Origin of the sequence: Pseudoalteromonas sp. CnMc7-15, assembly GCF_022347925.1 — a bacterium.
GTDB lineage: Bacteria > Pseudomonadota > Gammaproteobacteria > Enterobacterales > Alteromonadaceae > Pseudoalteromonas > Pseudoalteromonas ruthenica.
This window is the reverse complement of sequence record NZ_JAKRFT010000002.1, coordinates 746640-767609: the sequence shown is the minus strand read 5'-3', so window position 1 is coordinate 767609 and position 20970 is coordinate 746640. Positions and strand designations below refer to the sequence as shown.

15 protein-coding genes are annotated in these 20970 nt (G+C 49.2%); 4 read left to right on the top strand and 11 right to left on the bottom strand.

Annotation, left to right across the window (positions count from 1 at the left end; all coding sequences use genetic code 11):
• Positions 1-9: 9 nt before the first annotated feature.
• The 3 genes from MHM95_RS07190 to MHM95_RS07180 form a co-directional block, all read right to left on the bottom strand.
• Entirely contained in the window at positions 10-522 is a 513-nt protein-coding gene (locus tag MHM95_RS07190; protein ID WP_022946437.1) for a GAF domain-containing protein, read from the bottom strand.
• A 195-nt stretch (positions 523-717) separates the two neighbouring features.
• A complete protein-coding gene (locus MHM95_RS07185) occupies positions 718-2847 on the bottom strand; it encodes a nuclease-related domain-containing protein (protein ID WP_239384880.1) in 2130 nt (709 codons plus the stop codon).
• A gap of 130 nt (positions 2848-2977) precedes the next feature.
• Positions 2978-3373, bottom strand: coding sequence for a hypothetical protein (locus tag MHM95_RS07180; protein WP_026111298.1), 396 nt, complete (start codon positions 3371-3373; stop codon positions 2978-2980).
• A gap of 198 nt (positions 3374-3571) precedes the next feature.
• Between MHM95_RS07180 and MHM95_RS07175 the strand changes: the two genes are divergently transcribed.
• Positions 3572-5116: a diguanylate cyclase gene (locus MHM95_RS07175; protein ID WP_239384879.1), complete on the top strand. Its 1545-nt coding sequence runs from the start codon at positions 3572-3574 to the stop codon at positions 5114-5116.
• A gap of 2 nt (positions 5117-5118) precedes the next feature.
• Here the strand turns inward: MHM95_RS07175 and MHM95_RS07170 are convergent, their stop codons facing one another.
• On the bottom strand, positions 5119-5319 hold the full coding sequence (locus MHM95_RS07170) for a hypothetical protein (RefSeq protein WP_045980600.1): 201 nt from the start codon (positions 5317-5319) through the stop codon (positions 5119-5121).
• Positions 5320-5615: 296 nt separating this feature from the next.
• Between MHM95_RS07170 and MHM95_RS07165 the strand changes: the two genes are divergently transcribed.
• Both MHM95_RS07165 and MHM95_RS07160 read left to right on the top strand, forming a co-directional pair.
• A complete protein-coding gene (locus tag MHM95_RS07165; RefSeq protein ID WP_239384878.1) occupies positions 5616-7790 on the top strand; it encodes an EAL domain-containing protein in 2175 nt (724 codons plus the stop codon).
• Positions 7791-7904: 114 nt separating this feature from the next.
• Positions 7905-9839 (top strand): methyl-accepting chemotaxis protein, encoded by a 1935-nt coding sequence (locus MHM95_RS07160; RefSeq protein ID WP_239384877.1) that lies wholly within the window; start codon positions 7905-7907, stop codon positions 9837-9839.
• On the opposite strand, the gene glsB is transcribed toward MHM95_RS07160, so the two are convergent.
• Positions 9836-10756, bottom strand: a complete 921-nt coding sequence (gene glsB, locus MHM95_RS07155; RefSeq protein WP_022946966.1) for a glutaminase B — start codon at positions 10754-10756, stop codon at positions 9836-9838. The genes MHM95_RS07160 and glsB overlap by 4 nt on opposite strands.
• A 191-nt stretch (positions 10757-10947) precedes the next feature.
• Here glsB and MHM95_RS07150 point away from each other — a divergent pair, with 191 nt between their 5' ends.
• Complete coding sequence (locus MHM95_RS07150; RefSeq protein ID WP_239384876.1) at positions 10948-11772, top strand: endo alpha-1,4 polygalactosaminidase; 825 nt, start codon at positions 10948-10950, stop codon at positions 11770-11772.
• 12 nt (positions 11773-11784) lie between these two features.
• On the opposite strand, the gene pelG is transcribed toward MHM95_RS07150, so the two are convergent.
• The 6 genes from pelG to MHM95_RS07120 are packed head-to-tail and all read right to left on the bottom strand — an operon-like array spanning position 11785 to position 20969.
• A complete protein-coding gene (pelG, locus tag MHM95_RS07145) occupies positions 11785-13152 on the bottom strand; it encodes an exopolysaccharide Pel transporter PelG (protein WP_239384875.1) in 1368 nt (455 codons plus the stop codon).
• Entirely contained in the window at positions 13140-14645 is a 1506-nt protein-coding gene (gene pelF, locus MHM95_RS07140) for a GT4 family glycosyltransferase PelF (RefSeq protein WP_239384874.1), read from the bottom strand. Before pelF ends, pelG begins: the two co-directional genes overlap by 13 nt.
• Positions 14632-15612 (bottom strand): hypothetical protein, encoded by a 981-nt coding sequence (locus MHM95_RS07135; RefSeq protein WP_138548389.1) that lies wholly within the window; start codon positions 15610-15612, stop codon positions 14632-14634. Before MHM95_RS07135 ends, pelF begins: the two co-directional genes overlap by 14 nt.
• Complete coding sequence (locus MHM95_RS07130) at positions 15575-16942, bottom strand: PelD GGDEF domain-containing protein (RefSeq protein WP_239384873.1); 1368 nt, start codon at positions 16940-16942, stop codon at positions 15575-15577. The genes MHM95_RS07135 and MHM95_RS07130 overlap by 38 nt, the downstream gene beginning before the upstream one ends.
• 7 nt (positions 16943-16949) lie before the next feature.
• Positions 16950-17459: a hypothetical protein gene (locus MHM95_RS07125; RefSeq protein ID WP_239384872.1), complete on the bottom strand. Its 510-nt coding sequence runs from the start codon at positions 17457-17459 to the stop codon at positions 16950-16952.
• A gap of 15 nt (positions 17460-17474) precedes the next feature.
• Positions 17475-20969 (bottom strand): hypothetical protein, encoded by a 3495-nt coding sequence (locus tag MHM95_RS07120; protein ID WP_239384868.1) that lies wholly within the window; start codon positions 20967-20969, stop codon positions 17475-17477.
• Position 20970: the final 1 nt, after the last annotated feature.

The window sequence follows — 20970 nt, the reverse complement described above, 5'->3', positions numbered from 1 at the left end:
GTAAATAAACTAGCCCACGGCACGTTGGTACGTGGGCAAATCGAAGAACAGCGAGCTCATATTGGCAATGCGCTTCAATGCTGCTTTTTCTTGGTCCTGCCATTGCGGCACTTGCGTGCGGCTTTCACAGCAAAGCACCCCTCTTGGCTCGAAGTTATCGTGCAGCACGTAATCAAGCAAAGAGTAAAAGCCACATGGCTCAAAGTAGCCTGCGACCATATGTTTGGTAAACGGGTGGTGACGCACATCTTCAATGGCAAGAAAATCATGGCTGAATAGTGCAGAAAAATAAGCCTGGGCTGTATCTTGGCCAATAACCCCGCCGTCAGAATAGGCGCCGGTGTGTTTATCAAATTTAGCGATGCACACAATACTTGAGGTGTTTTCATTGGCCACCCAAAGGCTTACGACATCGGCTTGGGGAACATGCTCTGCTGCAGTGTGAACTATCTTTTGCAGCTTTTCTATGTGGCTTAAACCTGGGTTAGTTAAAGCCAAGTTAAGCTGAAATAAATCAACCATTTGCCACTCTCCTCACAACAAAAACGTTGTGACTATGCCCAATCTTGCTCCGTACGCTAGATACGTAACTGGAGCTTTACTGCGCCAGTGTGAGCCACTGGCAATTATTTATTATAGGCATCACACGGCGTTGTAGCCTGACTATTTTTGCACATTCGCTCAATACCACGCGCACCAGTAAATAATACGCAGGCACTAACGTTTTGGTTTCTCGTCATCGAGCGGGCCGGCGCCAATATCTACTTTTTCTTCGCTTGGCTTAAAGTCAGGGTCTAGCGAAAGATTAGCAAAAGGGTTCGACTTTTTGTCTTTGTCTTTGTCTTCAGCGCTCGTTTGTTCCGGCTCTGAGTCATCAGTGCGAGCTTCTTCACTTTGCTGGTCTTGTTCTGAAAGCGCAGACTCTAACTCCGCAAGCGCGTCATCAAGGCTTTGACTGTTACCATCGTCAATATCAAGCGCCAACTCTTCATCGCTTGATGATGTTTGCGCTTGTGTTGCTGTGCTTTGGGGCTCAATAATTGATGGCTCAGGCTCAGGCTCAGGCTCAGGCTCAGGCTCAGGCTCAGGCTCAGGCTCAGGCTCAGGCTCAGGCTCAGGCTCAGAGGTCTCTAACAAGGGTTGTGATGGGTCAAAGTCGTCAAACGGATCATCTCCTTGGCTTTGCGGCGAGCTTGATGCAGGCGGCTCTGTGGCAGAAGTGGATGATGCTTGCTCATCGGAGCTTGGGTCGGACTCGCCACCTGCACGTTTATTGGCGGCTTCTAAAAACGCCATAAACTCCTCATCACTCATATTCGACCAGTCTTTGCTACTGCTGTCACTGCTGGGCAGAGGAGTTTGCTCTTGTTGCTCCGTTGCAGGTGTCGGTTTGGGAGTCGGCGCGGGTGCTGAATCTTTACTAGAGTGCGCTGTATCGTCCGAGTTGGGTGCGTCGTCTTTGCGTTTGAACGGGTGAATTTCTGCGCTCTTGCTTGCTCCTTCCGGATCGCTGGAGCGAGGCTCAGCGGCAGGTTTGGGCATCGGCGCAACGTTCTCTGCGGGCACCTCAGGGCGAGGTGTCTCTTCTTGTGCAGCGCTTGGTTGAGGCGTAGGCTCAGTGCGCGGCTCTGATTTTGGTGGCTGCACGGGCGTCTCAATTAACGGTTTGGTTGAAGACGCGCCTAGCGCGGCGTTGCTTCCCTGAGCAAGCAATTGCTTCACCTTGTCGACTAAGTTAGAACATTGTTGGGCGTCGAAGCTTTCAACACTGTAGCTAAGAATGTAGTCAACCAAGTCTTCACGCTGCATCACCAACGGAGGCAAATCAGATTTGAATAAAGCGTTGTTACTAAACAGTACCAGTAAGTTAACCTGTTGCTCTTGTATGTCCAGTACTTTGGCTAGCGCGCCAGCCTGGGCCTTGAGCTCAGTGATGGGGTTATCAAACTTGACTTCTTCATCGCCGTTTCGGGCGGTCCACTCTTGAGCGTGCTCGCCGCCAAAAATATCGCCTTCTTGGTTTGGTCGCGCCACGATAAACACGCCGTACGGGCTAATATATAACTGCTCGATGGCTGATGATTTGGCTTTTGGACCCACCAGTACAGGGACCGAAGAAAAGCGTTTATAAACTTGTGGGTCGAGCGTGTCAGGTTGTTTACCGGTGACCTTTTGCCACATCTTTTTGTAATTAACATGTTTCTTAGGCAACTTCGGCACAGGAATAGCTTTGATAGCCGCTGTCTTTTTCGGCTTCACAGCTTTACCTTGGCTGCTGCGGTTGCTGCGAATAAAAATCAGCAACGTAATTAGCATGGCAATAAGCACCAAGGCTATTAATGCAGGGAAAATCAAGCCAACGAAAGGTGAACTCGGCTCTGAAGGTTGGCTTTGTACTGGGGCTGGAGCCACCTTTTTCGCTGTCACCGGAGCTGTTTTTGGCGCGGTAGTTTGTGTTTTTTCTGCCTTCGCTTGTTTTGCAGCCTCTTCGGCGGCACGCTGCTCGACAATAGTAAGTTGCGGCTCAGAGGTGGTAACTGTTGGTTCGGCCTCAGGTCTTTGCTCTTTTAATACCTTCTTAGGTTTGCTGGCTACTTCCTGAGGCTGAGATTGGTCATTTTCGGGTTTTGAGGTCGCTTTCGCTTGCGGTGTGCGCTTTTCTATATTCTTACAATTGGCATCGTAATCTCGTTTGGCACTGCGATAACTTGGGTGCGTGCGAGAGTGATCAAACTGCGCCATTTGCTGCTTCAAAAGAATACACATGGCACTGTTATACTCGCGGGCACTGCTTTGAGTGCTCGCAAGGCTCAAGGTTAGGAATAAGACGAAATACGCGAATCTCATTTTATAAACATGGGTAAACAAGGTGTTATCTACACGTAGTCTAAAGCTTGTGGCCACATTTAGCTATAGCCAAAAAGCGCGATTCGCAATCATACTGAACAGTTGATGAATTTTTCGCCTGTTTTTCAGGTCAGTGAATAGGGGATTCCAACCAATGCTGAATGATGGTTGGATTGTTTTGATACTTCTCTGGGTGCTGAATAATGGACTCCAATAGCGCCAGCTCTTTGGCATAATGCGTTTCTACATCAGGCACTTTTGATAACAGGCAAAATAGATAATCCGCGAACCCAGGCTTTGCCGGGCGCTGCTCTGTGGCCATACCTTTGTGCATAAGTTGCCTGTAAACATCCTCACGCCAACGCTGCGCCATGGTTTGCGGCGATAAAAAAGCGCTGCCAAGCATGGGTTGTAATTGTGCCAAAACCTGTTCTTTGCTTTTGTCTGCATGCAGGCAAAGCCATAAGGTAAACAGTTCCAGCTCAGTGAGTTCGGCTAAATCTAAATGTGCGCTTGGTTGATTCATAGTTACAGCCGTGTCAGCAATAGCATTGTTGTTCGACAACCGTAGTTAAACGATTGCACCTAAGGTGATACATAGTTCTCTACCGAGCAGTACGGGGCATCGCAGTAGGAAGATCATTTGATGTAGCACAAGCTTGATGATTAGTGCTATTGTTATACTCATAAAGTAGTAGGTAGTGCTTGTAGTTGGGCTGTGTATATGAAGTTTTCCCGTTTTGGTGTGATTGACTTACGCCAAGTTATTCTCGGGTTTGCGGTGCTGTGTGTGATGGTCACCCTCGGTAATCAGTTCATTATTAACTACCGAGTACACGGCCAGCAAATGGTGGCCCATACCTTGGCATCCAATCAGGCTTATGCCAGTAAGCTCTCTGATATTACCGAACAGTTCCTCAATTCTTTACAAATGCAGTTGCGCTATAGCGCTGCGCGATTAGCTGATAACAACACCCTAAAATCACAGCAGCAAGAAACGCTGCGCTTATTAGAGCAAACCGCGTCTTTCAACTCTGTGGTGGTGGTGAACGAGCAAGGCGTTATTACCAGCACTGCGCCATTAACCTTGGGTGTTAAAGGTGTGAGGTTAGAAAGCGACAGTGCTAAGCAATCTTTGCGCGCACAAGCACCTACTATTCCTCAACCGTTTGTATCGCCGGCTAGCAATTTAATAGTGAGCCCCTCACACCCCATTTTTAGCGCCGATGAGCAATATCAAGGCTACATTGCTGGCACCATTTATTTGCATGGCGACAATATTCTCTCGCGGCTACTCGGGCAGCACTTTCACAACGATAAAGCCAATATTATGGTGCTCAGCGCAAATGGTAGTGTTATTTATCATTCTCAACGCCAGCGTGTGGGTTCCAAAATAACGCCCGCTTCGCCACTGTGGCCTGCGTTTGCCAAAGCGCAAATGCAAAGTGGCAGCGAAGGTGTTGGCGCTATGTTAGTGGGCTATGCACCTGTGCGCGCAGCGAATTGGGTGGTGCTAGTGGGGACTGAGCGCGACCAAGTCGTTGAGAGTGTCGGCAATACCATCATGAATGTGCTTGCCAAAGCTGCTCCAGTGACCGTGATCACCTTATTAGTGATTTGGTATTTAGCGAATTTAATTAGTGCTCCGCTGCGACAGCTTGCGCAACGCGTGGCTGATTCAAGTAAAGAATATGATGATGTGCCAACCTGGTTTTTTGAAGCGAAAACGCTACGCAATGCACTGAGAACTTACAGCAATGAGCAGCACCAGCGTATTAATGACTTGAATAAAGCAAGCTTAACCGATCCGCTCACCGGCATTGGTAACCGTCGTTATATGGAAGTGTTTATTCAATCTATGGTCGCCGATGAACAAGCCTTTGCGGTGATCACCTTGGATATTGACCACTTTAAGCGTGTCAATGATAACTATGGCCACGATGTGGGTGATGACGTTATACAAGGGCTAGGGAAGCTATTGCAGAGCAGTTGTCGAGAGTACGATGGCGTGTGTCGCAGTGGTGGCGAAGAGTTCCTACTTATTCTCCCGGGCATAGGTAAAGACATTGCGTTAGAGCTGGCAGAGCGCTTGCGAGTGGCTATCCAAGCTCATGATTTCACACCAGTACCGCAAGTAACGGTGTCTCTAGGCGTGAGTTTGTGGCAGCCAGGTTGCTCGGTGGATGCGGTACTTAAAGCTGCTGATAATGCGCTGTATCGGGCGAAACAACGAGGCCGCAATCGCTGCGAGGTGGAGTTGCTGGGCTAGAGTTATTTACGTGGTTGCTGTTTATCCCAAAGCGACAATAGGCGCTGCGCAATGCCCCATACTAACAGCAAAATCATCAGCAGTGTGATCACCAATAGCAGCGCCGAGTCATTAATAAACAACCAGCTTAGGCTCAGCACAATGCAACAAAACACACAAATGCTCAGTAAAGTATTTTTGCGTTTATTCGCCTGTTTAGTCATGCACACCTACCGTTTTAGAAACTGCCGATAGTATATCAACTTCTGGGCGCTGATCATCCTTCACTTTGTAACTTAACGACTGAATCCAAGATGCGATGAGCAAAGTTTCACCATCGGCTAGCATGTGCGCCGATCACAGCTGTTAAACTGTTGGAAAGTAACAATTAAACTCTTGTAATTTATTGATTTGAATCATACATTCGCCAGCTAACCAATAACCAGAATTTCCCTCAAAGCCTGTTCCTGATACTGTGCTAAGCTTCTTATGAAATGGTATACAAAATTACAAGAATCATATGACATCGTCTTTTAACGCGCTTTACCAATGTAGCTGCAGCGAGCAAGCCTATGAGCTGGCATTGAGTATGATTGATGAAGCTTTTGGCGCAGCCCATTGCTTTGTTGGTAAGTTATGCGCCAACGCGACAGAAGTACAGACTGTGGCCTACCATCAAGACGGTGCCGTACGCGCAAATTTCCAATATCCTCTGGCTGGCTCTCCGTGCGCCGATGCATTACAGAGTGTCGATGTGTGTGCTTTTGGCGATAATGTGGCTGATTTATTTCCTGACGATACCATGCTTGCAGAGCTGGGGATTGAAGCCTACATCGGTGTGACGCTACGCGATGTATCACGCCAACCCATTGGTATTTTGGTGGCGCTATTTGAACAACAGCGAACGTTTGACCAAGTTGATGAGCAGTGGTTCAAGGACTTGGCATTTATCGTTGCTGCTCAAGCTCGCCATGATGCTGATTTGGCGCGAAAGGATAAGCTGTTAGCTGAGCTATCACTGCGTAACATCGTGTTTGAGCAAAGCAAAGAAGCCATCATGATCACCGATAACAATAACCGCATCCTACGGGTTAACCCCGCCTTTGAGTTGTATACTGGTTATCGTGAGAGTGAACTAAAAGGGCGTTCACCCGCAGTGCTTTCCTCAGGTCAGCATCCTCCAGAGTTCTATCATGAAATGTGGCGGCAGCTCGAGCAGATGGGCCATTGGCGAGGCGAGATTTATAATCGTCGTAAAAATGGTGAAATTTACCCAGAAGAGCTGTCGATCACTGTTAACCGTGGTGCTAATGGGCAAATTACCCATTATATTGGTTTGTTTCGTGACATTAGCCAATGGAAAGAAAGTGAGCGCCAACTGCGGTTTTACGCCAGTCAAGAACCCTTAACTGGGCTTTTTAATCGTCGCAGTTTTTTAGAGAAAGTGGAGCAACATATTTCGTTGTTTCGCGCTCAGGAGCAGCACGCGTCAGTGCTGTTTTTAAACCTCGATCGCTTTAAAGATATCAACGATTTATATGGTCCAGAAATTGGCGATAAGGTACTGATTGCGGTGGCGTTGCGGCTGCAAAATTGTGTGCGTAATCATGATGTGATCAGCCGCTATGGCGGTGACGAATTCACTATTTTGATTGCCGATGCCAAACCTGGGCACGCGCACCGCTGCGCTGAGAAAGTGTTGGAGCGAATCCACCAGCCCATACGCTTGGGTGATTTAAGCATTGAACTAAGTTGCAGTATTGGCATTGCTCACATGCATAGCGATACCGATAGCGCCACGGTCCTCGTTCGCAACGCCAATCATGCCATGTTGAGTGTTAAGCGCGCTCAGTCTCATAGCATTGCCGTACACAGCCAAGAGATTGAAGCCATTTACCTGCGTAAACTAAAACTGCGCGACAAACTCCATAAGCTACTGCGCTTTGATGGCTTAGATGTGGCCTACCAACCGGTTATCGATAACCAAAGCGGGCGTATTGTTAAGCTTGAAGCCCTAGCACGCTGGCGCGATGAAGAGCTTGGGGTGATCCGTCCCGATGAGTTTATCGCCATCGCTGAGGAGTTCGGACTTGTGGCTATTTTGGGTCAGTTTGTGCTGCGCAAAGCGCTGGCCGATTTGGCATGGATCCATAGCCAAGGCTACAACGACATCAGCATGGCAGTGAATCGTTCAGCCTCAGAATTTAACCATGTATTGCATCCCGTTGATACGGTGCTCGATACCTTGGCTGACTATAACTTAAAGCCCAGCTGTTTGACCATTGAGGTGACCGAGTCGGTGGCCATTCATGCCCGAAAGCAAGCCGAAGGGGTGCTTAATGAGTTACGCAGCAAAGGAGTCATGGTGGCCTTGGATGACTTTTGTACAGGGTATTCATCATTGAGTCACCTTATCGACCTACATGCTGATTATATTAAAATCGATAAGAGCTTTACCCAGCAAATGCTCAGCGAACACAAACACCAAGTGGTGATTGCCAGCGTTATTCGTATTGCCTCAGAGCTGGATATGGAAGTGATTGCCGAAGGCGTGGAAACACAGCAGCAACAGCAACAATTGCGTGAGTATGGTTGTCACTTTAGCCAAGGTTATTATTACTCTCCTGCAGTTCCTTTAAAAGAGGCGATGGTGCTGTTAGCCAAGCATAATGGCGATGTACAACGGCCCCAATGAATTTTCCAATATAGGTTCAAAAAGTGTTAAAAATGAAGCGATTAGCAGCGTTTTAATCGCAATTTAACAATCTTGTGCCATAGTGAATAAGACCGATGTTTTAGGAGCTACACCATGCAGAACCTCACCCTCAAAACCATTTTCATTGGTTTTGTGTTTGTCGCCCTGTTTGTGGTTACGTTAGTGACCGCACTCATTAATACTGGGCAGTTTTCCAGCCTTTATTATCGGCAAACTGAAACGCAGTTATTACCAGATACTGTTGGGCGAGTAGCAAATGAAATTAGAGCTGAACTGATGTATCCCACTACGGTTTCAAAAACGCTGTCGCAAAACGCGATGTTGCATCAATGGGTGCGCGATGGCGAGCAAGGGAGTGCTCAGCATGGACTGGTGCTTGATTACTTTCGCGACTTACAGCAAAAATCCGGTGCGACATCGGTATTTTGGGTAAGCCGAGAAAGTCTGAATTATTACACCGAGGGTGGGCTGTTTAAGCAGGTATCGCGCAGTGAATCACGGGATAGCTGGTTCTTTGATTTCATTTCCAGCAGTGCACAGCAACAGTTGGCGCTGGATGCCAGTGAGCAAGGTGGGCAACTGACTTTATACGTTAATACCTTAGTGAGTATTGATGGCCAGCGCGCAGGAGTCGCGGGACTGGGTTATGATGTGTCGAAAATTGCCAATATGGTTACCTCACGTAAAGTCGGTGAGCAAGGGTATCTGTTCCTGGTTGATGACACACAGCGTATTATTGCTCATGAAAACAGCCGCTTTATTGGTAAAACGGTGGCCGATGTTAACCAATTAACACCACTGAGCTCGGCTCTCTCTAGCAATGGCAGTGGCTTTGTACTCAATGAAACTGAGCTCGATGGCGAGGCGGTTTATGGTGCGGTGATGCCCATTGAAGGCACCGAGTTGAAACTGGTCGCGGTGCTGCCAGAGCATGAGATCTCCGGCGCAATTAATTCGGTTATTTGGACGTCGGTTCTTGCCAGCGTGGTACTTGCAGTGGTGTTCTTGGTGCTAACCATGTATTTTGCCAATTGGCTAAGCAGCCGCATTCGTACCGTGGGTGATGACCTCCTTGCCATGTCTGGGCAAGGAGGCGATTTAAGTACGCGCCTTGATGATAGCGTTGATAATGAGTTGGGGCATCTGGCCAAGGGCTTTAACGCCATTATTACCAAAGTCGCTGAGCTGGTGGATGAAATCAGTGTCACCGAACAAGCGATGCGCGAGGGCATTGCTGAGCTGGCTGATTTTTCCGATAAAACCTTCAGCGCCACAGAAAGCCAGCGCTCACAGACGGATCAGGTCGCGACAGCGATCACTGAAATGGGGCAAACGATTACCGAGGTATCTGATATTGCCCACCGTACCGCCAGTGATACCGAAGAAGCGGTGCGTGAAACGACCACCACCAACGACAATATGACGCTCACCGCGCAAACCATGCAAGAACTCAACGATATTCTCAATAATGTGGATACCAGCGTGGGTGAGTTTGCTAATCAGGCGGCAGAAATTAACTCGGTGGTGGAAGTGATCAATGCCATTTCCGAACAAACGAATTTATTAGCCTTGAACGCCGCTATCGAAGCTGCTCGCGCTGGTGAGCAAGGGCGCGGTTTTGCTGTGGTTGCGGATGAGGTGCGCTCACTGGCGCAGCGTACGCAAAAGTCTACCTCAGAGATCCGCGATCAAGTGGCGCGCTTGCAAAGCACCTCGACGCAATCACAAGAGGCCATCGCACGAGGCACAGAAAGTAGCCGCCAAGTCACTGAGCACACGCAAACGGCGGTGGCGTCGCTGCGCGCGATTCAGCAAAAGTTTGAGGAGATCAGTCAAGGCAATCATCAGGTTGCCGCCGCCACCGAAGAGCAGGGCACAGTGGTTGAGCACATTAACCAGTCGGCCCATGAAATATCAGACAGTGCCAGCAGCATTCACTCTTATGCCGAGCAGCAGCAAAGCGCAACGCAAAGCTTGTTAGCGCGGGCGCAGCACCTGCGCGATTTGGTAAGTCAATTTAAGGTTTAGAACAGATGCAGCGAAAGTCTATCGGCGAACTGCTCCAGTGCATAAAGACCCGCGCTGGAGTTGCCAAAGGCATTGAGTTTGGGTGACCACACCGAGACCGCAAACTGTCCTGGAACAACGGCAACAATGGCACCGCCTACTCCGGATTTACCGGGCATGCCAACGCGATATGCAAAATCGCCAGCGGCGTCATAAAGGCCACTGGTAAAGAGCAGTGAGTTCAATTGCGAGTTTTGTTTGCTAGTCAGAATACGCTCACCCGAGGCGATGTCGACACCACGATTAGCGAGATAGCCAAAGGTGCGCGCCAGTTCTTGGCAGTTCATTTCGATGGCGCAAAAGCCAAAATAAACCTTGAGCACTTCTTCCACATCATTCTCAAAATTGCCAAACGAGGTCATTAAGTGCGCCATGGCAGCGTTACGATGGCGGTGTTGAAACTCTGAACGGGATACTGTTTGGTTGATACACACCCGAGGATTACCACTGAGCCAGCGCACCGTTTCTAACATGTGGTGAGTGGGTGCGCTTAAGCGGGAGTAAAGCGCATCGCAGGTAACAATCGCGCCGGCGTTAATAAACGGGTTGCGCGGAATGCCTTGTTCAAATTCAAGCTGGGTAAGCGAGTTAAACGCAGTGCCCGAAGGCTCTTTGCCAACGCGGTGCCACAACGAGTTGCCATAGCGTTGCAGCGCTAAGGTGAGAGTGAGTACTTTGGAGACCGATTGAATGGTAAAAGGCACGTCCACATCGCCGGTGCTGAAGGTTTGCCCATCCACCGTATGCACCGCCATCGCAAACTGCTCACTATCGACCTCAGCCAAAGCCGGAATATAACTGGCCACCGCGCCCTCGAACTGCGACAATCGTGAACGTACATCGGTGTTAATGTCGTCAATAACCTGTTGAATATTCATCCGCTTCTTTCACTTGACTAAAACCCAATGATACGGAATATAACACCTATACGAAAGCGCAGCATTGCCCCAAATGATGGCCGCTTTTAGATAACCAAGTGCTTTGGCCTCAGGGTATGGACTCATGAGGCACACAATTAATAAACAATAACAGCGCAATGGACTGCTAAGCAGAGAAAAGAGAGTCATTAATGATAAGACGGTTAAGCAGTGCATTGCTGCTAAGTATGGGTATGTTGGTGGGCTGCGGTGGGTCAAGCTCCGGCTCACAAGCGCCTGCAGGGCCGCCGCCGTATCCACCGCAAGGTAGTACATGGCAATGGCAATTATTGGGGGCGCTCAATAGCGAGTACGATGTATTCGCTTACGACATTGATTTGTTTAATACCGCAGCCGAGACCATTGCTAGCCTCCAACAGCAAGGGCGCTTCGTCATCTGTTATTTTTCAGCCGGAAGTTATGAATCTTACCGTGAGGATGCCGGCGAGTTTTTAGACTCCGAGCTTGGTAATACCTTGGCCAATTTTGCTAACGAGCGTTGGCTGGACACGCGCAGTAGCAATGTCCGCGCTATCATGCGCGCGCGGATGGATTTGGCCGCTGCCAAAGGCTGTGATGCGGTGGAGCCAGATAATGTTGATGGTCATATTAATAACACCGGTTTTGCACTCACTCGTGAGAACAGCATTAATTACAGCCAGTTTATTGCTGAGTATGCGCGCTCGCTCGGCTTGTATGTGGGTCTTAAAAACAATGTTGGCTTGGCGCAAACCTTGGAGCCTTACTTTGATTTTGCGGTCAATGAATCGTGCTTTCGCTTTAATGAGTGTGCACGCCTAGCCCCTTTTGTTGATGCTAAAAAGGCGATTTTTCATGTGGAATATTTGTCAGTAGCCGAAGTCGGCAGCGGTGAGCTGCAGCGAGTCTGTGCACAAACCGAGCCGCTGGGCTTTTCCACCTTGGTGCTGCCCACGGCATTGAATGACGCGTATCGCTTTAGCTGTAGCGAGCAATGAGCGCTTTACTTATTAGCGTTGCAGCATAAAGGTCTCATATTCGAGGCGGTTAAACTGACGATTTAGCATCACTAACCCCAAGACGGTGCTGATCAGCATGGCTAAAGCAAAACCGTAGCCATAGACCTCAGGCCCAAGCTGAATGGAGAGCTCAGTGAGCATCAAGTTGGCGAGGGTCATCACCGTCACCAAGGCCGTGGCCTGATAACGTTTATCTAAATAAAACATGACGTTGAGTATGGCCATCAAAATAACTTGCAAAGACACGCCGACTAAATCGACATACAGTAAGTGTAGATACGCGAGGTCTATTTTCAGCAGTGTGAGAATTTCCTCACTCCACAACAGCAGCAATGCGAGGGTGATCCCTTGCACTTTAAAAATTTGATATAAGCTGTCTTTGCAGTGCAATACCATTTGATCTTTAAGTAAGTACACCGACTCCAAGGTGCCGCCTTCGCGCACCGTTTGGTAAAACCGCTCGTTTGAGGCGGCAAAATCGGTTTCCATATGCAGCATAAACACTGCCATGCCAGGAATAATGGCGAGGTACGCGATAAAGATTGGCAAATCATAAATATATGAGGCGCGGAACATATCGATAACGGCAAAAGACACCTCGGGGTGTAGCCAAAATACGAATTTATCTACCCACACTCCCAAGTTATAAAGCAACCCACATAATGCTAATGAGTAAAAAGCTTGCTTGCGGTTTAAAAACTGAAAGGCGATAAGCGAACCAGCGCTGTAATTGCGTAAAATAAAAAAGAGCAAAACAAAGGTGATCAGCCCCTGACACGCGGCAAAGATCATCAATAGCCCCAAAATACCGTAAGGTGGCAGTGACCATGAAGCCAGCACCATCAGGGTGTAGCCAATCGCTAAGGTGGCGACAATCCGATAATACTGCTTCATACCGCTTAGGAATACGATGATTAACCACAGGTTGCACAGCACCACAAAGCCGCATAACAACGCCATTTTCACCGCTGCATCTAACGATGTATTGGCCAATACCGCAATACCAATGGCTGTGCCAAGCGCCGAAACAAGTAACATGCAGCCTAATAAATTTGGCGTTACCTTGTGATCTTTGCCTTCAAATAGCCGGTCGGAGATAAACCGTGTTAGTAGCAGTTGGAACATACCACTGAGGATCAGTGAGCCAGCCATCATGTAAGTGACTAGCACTAGGTACTGTATGATCAGAGTGTTGGGGAACACTCGACCGATGCTTATCATACCGATGATCATCAGCGCTAAAATGGAGAGCACCCAGGGCCCTGAGCCCACAACTGCCGCCAAACCGTATGCTTCGAGGTAAGAGAGCAGGGTGTTTTTCTTTAATATTCGGCGTAGCTCAAAGCCTATTCCTGCCATGCTAAGTGCTCCTCATACAGCGTTTGGTAGCGCTCATACATCGTATGTTCTTGATAATATGCTTGCACTCGGCGGTAGCCGTTATCACCCATTTGTCGCCAGCGCTGGTCATCTTCCAATAGCGCCAGCAAGGCTTCACTGGCTTGGTTGGGGTCGGCTATATTTGTTACATAGCCACAGCGCCCAAGTTGCTGGTCGTGTTCGTTCATACCTTCGAGAATTTCGCGGCATGAGCCAACTTCTGAGGCCACACAGGGGATACCTGCGGCCATGGCCTCAAGTAGTACCAGAGGTTGTGCCTCACTGATGGAGGTGAGCATACACACGCCAAGTTTGGGAAGAATTTCGGCAACATTTTGCATGCCCAAGAACAGCACGTTGTCTTGCAGTCCTAAGCTATTAACCAGCAGTTCGCACTCGCGAACATAGCTTGGATCTTCCTCGGTGGGGCCAATGATCCACCCTTGTAGTTCTGGTTCGCTATTAAGGGCCACACGAATAGCACGAATAAAGGTTTTAATATCCTTAATGGGCACCACGCGACCAATTAACCCCGCGACTTTAGGCGCCTGTTGCGGTCGCTTGGCGTAGGCCTCACTGAAGCGCTCCATACTGATACCGTTGACAATCACCCCAGTTTTATCGGCCGGTGCGCCGTCTTTTATTTGCCGCTGTCTATTGCCTTCATACAAAGCGACAATGCTATCTGCTTGGTCGTAGGCGGTACGCCCTAATTGCTCAAAAAAATCTATCCAGGTTTGCCGTGTTTGCTCCATTTTTTTATGGATACTGGTGTCCAGCGCACTGTGGCGGTCTTTGATCCAGCTTGCTTGAGTGAGATCGATTTTGCGCTCTTTGGTATAAATACCGTGCTCGGTTAATAAATAAGGCATCTGCTGTTTTTGTTTCGCCAAGGCGCCGAGAAACCCCGCATAGCCGGTCGAAATACTGTGAAATAGCCGCGCAGGGGGGAGGTTTTCAGCCACTTTGACTAAGGTGAATAAGGGGCTGTAGATGTTGCGAAAGGTCCAAAAGTAATCCACAAACGATTGGTTTTGTGCGTGTTGGAAATACAAATCAACAATCACATCCCAAGAGCGTTCGCTGTATAAAAAGTCATCATAACTTAGGCCATGTTTTTTACCCAAGTTAGCCAACAAGCCTTGTAAATGCTCACCATCTAAGGTTTGCTCCGGGTTTTTAAAGCGTGAGATGACATTTTGCCAGAGACTGAAGGCGGATTTTTTCCCGCGTCGAGCGCGCGGTGCCAGCAAGCCGTCTTTATCCATCAAGTAATGGGTCTCCATGCCGACCACATTGTCAGGCAAGGTGTAATGTTGCTGTTGATAAAAAGAGCGGCTTCCGCCTATAAATACAAGGTAAAAGTTAAGGTGGCTAAGGCCATTGATCAGCTGATGCACCCAGCTTGATACACCGCCGCGCACATAAGGGTACGTGCCCTCTAACAATAAACACACATCAATACGCTTCACGGCGCCAAAACTCCCTTAATTCATTTAGCGCATCACCGGGTTCGGTGGGCAGGTGGCTGACTAATAAAGCGGCATGGTCGTAATCGCCCTGAGCAAAAGCGGCCTCGGCTAAATAGGGCGCCACTTGTTTTAATAACAGGCCGCGATGACGCGCTTTTTCTAAATACTGCGTGGCTAAATCATATTCTTGTAATTCCAGCAGCACCCGGCCGAGTTGTAACTCACTGCGCGGTGAAGGGGTGAGGGCCTCGGCTTGCAGTAGGTAACTTTTCGCTTGCTCTAAATAGTGATTGCGCAGTGGCCCTTCAGCGATGCCAAGGTAGCATAGCTCCCAATACAGCTCAGCAATTTGAAAATGCAACGAGGCTTGTGCGCCTTCGCTTAGTTTGTTTTTCAATGCGTCAATGTTGCGGTTGATACCAAATTCTATTTTTTCGATGGCGGCGTAGGCAAGTAAACGCACGTCATCGACCTTATCGGTGAGCGCTAACTTAAGCAACGGCACCGCCACGCGCTCTGGTAAAAAGCGACAGGCATTGACCGCAATCAGGCGACGCTCATCGGAGGGATTAAACAACAAAATATCTTTCAGTGCGGCGGCACCAAACTGGCTTTGTTCAAGTTGCTCTGGGTGCAGGGGTAATTCCAAGCTTTCGGAGCGCTCCCATAGTGCCGGTTGCTTTTTCTTCGGGAAATACAAGGCGACGATAAAAATCGTCGCCAACCCCAGCATGCCGACCATGGGCATACTGAACGCAATGACAAAAATAAAGGTAATAGCACCGATAACGGGTTGTTTGTAGCGTCGCGGCAGCGCCAGCCAACACACTAAGGTGAAGGTTCCCGCAGCAGCGCCATGGCTAGCAGCATAACTTAACCAGCCGAGCAAACTAAGGTCTTGCTCGCCGAGTAGGTAAAGGCTTGCCGACTCAAAGAGAATCGTTTGAAGAATCAGCCAAATCTTCATCGAACGCTCCTAAGTCTTCGAGCAAGGTATTTACTTGCTGGTATTGCTCAAATACCAACAGCGGACCAAATACGTCTAAATCGCCTTCGGCAATGGGGGCATTATTGGCGAGGATGCTGCGGATCCGCTGCACAAATTGCTCTGCTTCCATCACTGTGGTCATCGGTAACAGCACGCACAATGCTTGGCGGCCATCTTCACGCTCGCAAGACCAGTAAATATCGGCACCACGGCGAAAATCGGTAACATGCTTTAAATCGAGGTGTTGCGCTTCACTGTTGTCGTAAAACACTACCATGGCGCTATCTGCACCGTAATGGCGCTTATACCACAGTTGGTTTTCCAAATACTGGCGGAACAGCTGGCGTTGTTCGGGTTTGAGAATGGGTGCGAACAACTGGTGTGACATAAAGTTGGCAATATAACCGGCCAGTAATGCAATCAGGGCAATATTACTTTGCGTGAGGGACACAAACTTGACCTTCTCTGCAAGCACCACCCCTTGTAGCTCGCCGCTGACATCAACGAGGGGGATCACCAACTGATAATTGAGATTATACTCATCGCTGTCGATAAAGTTCGCCGGAGAGAGTACAGCCTTAGAGGTGTACACATCTTGTAGCATTAAATCATCGGCGATAAGGGCATGCTCACTGCCAATGGTGGCCAGTGCGCCGGGCACCAGCTTGCCGTCACGTATTTCGTACAAACCTGCTTGATACATGGTAATCACATCAGCAAATACTTGGAGGCTCTTTTGGGCCAGGTTGGCAAGGCGATTTTCCGCATGGCCGGAGGCCGCTTGTTGGAGTAGCTGAATGCCAGTGCGTAGGCTCATTTGTTTGCCAGCCGCGCGCTGCTCAAGCTGGTCGTGGGATATCTTCAATAAATGATAATTTTGCGTAAAGCTTTTTAGCTTTTGTTCCATATAGCGGTGGTTTAGCTCAAAGCGCTGATTGATATCATGCCAGTGATCGCGAAATTCGCCCACCAACATGGTCACCACTGCTGTGCCCACAGACACAGATAGGCTAATCGATACTTCGGTGGCGATAAAATTATCGACCACACCGACACTCACAAGTAACAGCACGAAGCTCATCATTCCGCGACCAAACCCATAGCGCAGGGCGATGACAAGGGGCCCCAACATCGGCCAATAAAAGTAATCAGTGGCATGTTCATGAGCGAGGCTGGCTTGATACACCCAGATGCTCAGGGCAATAAAGGTGATAAAAACCAGTTCAAACCAGGCGATAGGCTGGTGGTCACTGCCAAAAAGCAGGCGCCTGATAACGGCATTAAGGCCACGACGTTTATTGTGAGGCATAGCGCGACTAATCCCAGTCTAGTTCATCAATCAGGGTATCGATGGCCTCAAGACCGACCTGCGAGAGCGACTCACGGCCCCATCCTGTTTTTGATGTGGAACCACGCCAAAGCTCATTGCCACTGCTATCTTCAAGGGTCAGTGTCAGCCCTACAGCCGGCTCACCATCTAAGCCATACTTATATTGCCACTCTTGCACTGAACCAGATACCACATAGCCCGGCTGTTGTTCACTTAGCCACCGCTGCGCCTCTTGATTACGCTGGGCAGGCTCAAGGCTCGCCTGTAAATCACCCACTTGTTGCTTGGGGTAGAGTGTTACCTTCAACCCTTGCTCAGCAAGTGCAGATGCCAGCAGTTGCTCAGCCTGAGCCTGCGCCATGGGCATATTTGACTGATTTGCCAAGGGCATAATATAAACCTGTTGATTGGCGCTGAGCGTCGGGCTTTCACCGGCATAGTGCGTTGCGCAACCACTGAGTATGAAGGCCAAAGCCAATGCCATTATTGTTTTCATCATTTTATCCTCACATCAAAAGTCGATAAAGTATCCCACGTTGAGTGTTAAGCTCTCACGGCCATTTTGGTCGGCACTTTGCCACACACCCTTTATGAAAAATTCATCATTGCCAAATGCTTGCACACCCAGCCCAACGTTAGCCGAATAATCGACGCGTTGCTCAATAAAGTTATAACCCACGGCCGTATCAAGCCAATAGCGCATACCTGGGGTGTTTCGCCCAGGTTGTGAGACTTCACCACGCAGCAACGATTGGCCCAACGCTAAACGTCGGTATTTAGGGGTTAGAAAATCCACAGCTCTAACTGGCTCTGGGCGCTGCAAGTGTGCTGTTAATCGCTGTAATGGCCGCTCGTCCAAGGTGTTTTCTTGGTGGTCATACTGCGCATACACCTGCCAACTCGGAGTAAAGTTGAATTGCTCACTCAGACGCACGCTGCTTTGCCATTGTTGACCGATAGGCTCACCAAAGTCGGAATGAAACAGCGCCCGCGAAATATTTATATTTACTTGCTCGTAGCGCGTTGGCTGCCAACTCAGTTGATAGGCGAGCCTATCCTCATTGCCGAGCATGTAGAGATTTTCACTTTGCTGCGAGGGCATGCTGTGACGCACACTCAAGGTGTGGCTTAGACGTCTATCTGATTGCCACGTTGCGCTTGCGTGCTGACCAAATACCGTGTTGGTATCGCGCTCGCTAATGGCTATACCAAAGTGCAGGTCTTGCCAACGCGGTCGAGCGCGTATCCGCCAATCTAGATTCACACTCTGGTCTTGGTAATGATCGATTAGGGTTGAGGCGGGGTCGCCACTATCATATTGATAAGAGAGCGCCATATGACCATCGCCCAGAGGACGATAATAGCTAAGCTGCTCTGTGCTTAGCTGCCACGTGTCAAGCAGGCTGTGTTCAAAACGCACGCCATGGGCATGGCGGTCGTGTTGGGCTGCTAAAAAGCGTTGCAATGGTGCTAAATCTTGTTTGGCGACACCACTATTAAGGGCTTGTTGGCCCAGTTGCCATGCGGCAAAATTATCACCTAATTGCGAGAGTGCTGTGGCCCGCTCAGTGGCGGTCAGTGTTGTTGATTGGTAAGCCAAAGTACGCGCTTGCGAGTGGTTGTGCTGTGCCAGCGCTAAAGACAATAAAATGCTGTCATTGAACTGCTCGGAAGCGATGACTTGATGGGCTTTTAACAAGGCTATCTTTTGCAAGGCTCCAAGCGTTGGGTCGCTAAACAAGGCATTGATATCGGCGCCACCGTTGCCTTGGTGCAGATGCCAATTGAGCTGTGCGCTGGCATAGGCGGGCGATACTAAGGTGCGTAGCAATGATACGTAGCTGATTTCGCCGTCCTGGAGGGCGCGAAGCTCAGCACTTAATTGTGTCAGCACTTGCACGCGCAAGCGTTGAGCCTGCGCTAAAGCACCTTGATTTTGCAACAGCGAAGCCCAGGCTAATTTATCAGCGGCGGTGCTTAACTCGGCGTTATCTAACTTGCGATACCAGCTATCAGCATGAGTATATTCGCCCAGTTGTTGCGCCGCATAAGCTAAAGCCTGATACATAGACGCAGTCTGCTGGTTGTGTGGTGCTAAATACCAGTACAGCTCACGCAGCCATGGGGTGTCTTGACTGTCTATCGCCAGCCAAAATGCACTTTGTTGCACGTTCGGGTTACGCGGGTACTGGGTGAGTAATGTACTTAGCAGCTCTTTGGCGCGAGTATGGTGTTTTTTATACATGGCTAAACGCACGCGCAATAGCTGCACGGATAAGCGTTTGTCGCCACTGTGATCGGCTGTTAAGGCGTCGCTGGCACGGTTTATCAGCGCTGTATTTTGCTCGCTGAGGCCGTATTCTAGGAGATGATTGAGCACCACAATGCTTTTTGTTTGCGCATAATAAAGCCACAAGGTATCCAAGCTTTGTTGGTCTAGCTTATTGTGGGTGGCAATCAGTAAGTAGGGGTCCAAACTGGTGTCGCCTCGATACACACGAGCACGCTGAAAACGCTGTTGCAATGGCCTGTTTGCGATATAGGTCGCCAGCTCTTGTAAGTTGGTAAGCTGCTCTACATCTAAGGCTTCTTCATCGCTGTATCGATAAAGTAGCATCAGCGCCTTATCTACCTCGCCAATCGCGACAAAGCTTTGCGCAAAGTAATTCAAGTTGATGTAATCGTATGTCGGCTCAAGCGGCAAAGTTGCCCACAAGGCCGTGGCTTGCTTTGGTGCGCCGACAAAATTATAAAAACGCGCGAGTTGGAACCAATAAAACTCTCGAGTTGGAAAGCGCTGATGCAGCGTTTGCAAATGCGTGAGGGTCGTTTGTGCGCCTAGGGCTTTGTCACTGAAGTCGACCCATTGTTTTAGGGTGCTATCATCGAGCTCGTCTTTGAGTGCTAGCTGATAGTAAAAGTCGCTCAAAGCAAATAGGTCACTCTCTGCTAAAGCTTCACTGACACCCTGCCACAGAAGGGCTTTGTCAGGTTGCGTGGCAATAATTTGCTTTGCAAGTACCAGCGCACTGGCGGTATCGCCCAGCCAAAGATAGTAATCATGAAGTTGGCGCTTATCTGCCAAAGTAGGTGCAACACTCAAAACTTTAGCAAGCCACACTGCGGCTTGTTCAATATCACCCACCTCAGCAAAGCGTTCACTGGCTTGGCGCCAATCAGCGGGATCAGTACTTTGTTTGGCCTTACTCGCACTTATTTGGGCTGCTAACGTTGGCTTGTTGGCGGCCCGCAAGAAGTTAATACTCAACTGCAAACAGGTGTTGTCACACTGATGCTGATGACGGCGAATAAGCGCCTCACCTTGTTGCCAGTGTTGTTGGGTGCTATATAACCCAAGTAACTGCTCAAAGTGCGCATCTGAGGGTTGTTGCTCGTACAAGGCTTGGCTGTGAAAAATAGCCCGCTCTTTAAGCCCCGCCTGCAACGCTAAAGACAATAAAGCCTGATGTTCACCTTGTTGCTGACTTAACAACTGATAAGCAAGGCGAGGCTCGCCTATTTGCAAGGCATAGCTGGCAAAGTGTTGACGTTGTGATGAGTTGAGCTCTGGCACTAGGGCGTTTAAATAATCGATTAATTGTCTGCGCGCCGTTGGGTCTTGGCGCTGTATCAGTCGCAGTAGGCTGTCGGCGTAGAGCGTTTGCGCTTGCGTAAGTAAAGCGGAGTCGGCAAATTTAGTTAGCGGTGTTAGCTGGGCCAAGCTTTGATGATATTGATCGAGCTTGAAGTGTTGCTTTGCGAGGGTTAAATCCAGTTTTAAACTCGGTACTTGGTTGCTTTTAAGCACGTTCAAGAAGGCGATGGCCACTGTGGGGTCTTGCGCGTCTTCAAGCATATCAATCAGCAGAGCGCGATTGGGTTGCAGTATCCACAACAGCGCCAACGTTACCGTTGCAAGGGTGATCAGCGCACGACGACTCATCAACACGATACGCTTGTCGCCGCGAGGGTCGCCTTTGGTGTGAATACGCGCTGGCGGGTTCATC

Excerpts from the sequence above, each read along its gene's own strand:
- MHM95_RS07170 (WP_045980600.1), bottom strand. The coding sequence starts at position 5,319 with ATGACTAAACAGGCGAATAAACGCAAAAATACTTTACTGAGCATTTGT.
- MHM95_RS07135 (WP_138548389.1), bottom strand. The coding sequence starts at position 15,612 with ATGAAGATTTGGCTGATTCTTCAAACGATTCTCTTTGAGTCGGCAAGC.
- MHM95_RS07150 (WP_239384876.1), top strand. The coding sequence starts at position 10,948 with ATGATAAGACGGTTAAGCAGTGCATTGCTGCTAAGTATGGGTATGTTG.
- MHM95_RS07180 (WP_026111298.1), bottom strand. The coding sequence starts at position 3,373 with ATGAATCAACCAAGCGCACATTTAGATTTAGCCGAACTCACTGAGCTG.
- MHM95_RS07185 (WP_239384880.1), bottom strand. The coding sequence starts at position 2,847 with ATGAGATTCGCGTATTTCGTCTTATTCCTAACCTTGAGCCTTGCGAGC.
- MHM95_RS07160 (WP_239384877.1), top strand. The coding sequence starts at position 7,905 with ATGCAGAACCTCACCCTCAAAACCATTTTCATTGGTTTTGTGTTTGTC.
- glsB (WP_022946966.1), bottom strand. The coding sequence starts at position 10,756 with ATGAATATTCAACAGGTTATTGACGACATTAACACCGATGTACGTTCA.
- MHM95_RS07165 (WP_239384878.1), top strand. The coding sequence starts at position 5,616 with ATGACATCGTCTTTTAACGCGCTTTACCAATGTAGCTGCAGCGAGCAA.
- MHM95_RS07190 (WP_022946437.1), bottom strand. The coding sequence starts at position 522 with ATGGTTGATTTATTTCAGCTTAACTTGGCTTTAACTAACCCAGGTTTA.
- MHM95_RS07120 (WP_239384868.1), bottom strand. The coding sequence starts at position 20,969 with ATGAACCCGCCAGCGCGTATTCACACCAAAGGCGACCCTCGCGGCGAC.
- MHM95_RS07175 (WP_239384879.1), top strand. The coding sequence starts at position 3,572 with ATGAAGTTTTCCCGTTTTGGTGTGATTGACTTACGCCAAGTTATTCTC.
- MHM95_RS07130 (WP_239384873.1), bottom strand. The coding sequence starts at position 16,942 with ATGCCTCACAATAAACGTCGTGGCCTTAATGCCGTTATCAGGCGCCTG.
- pelG (WP_239384875.1), bottom strand. The coding sequence starts at position 13,152 with ATGGCAGGAATAGGCTTTGAGCTACGCCGAATATTAAAGAAAAACACC.
- MHM95_RS07125 (WP_239384872.1), bottom strand. The coding sequence starts at position 17,459 with ATGAAAACAATAATGGCATTGGCTTTGGCCTTCATACTCAGTGGTTGC.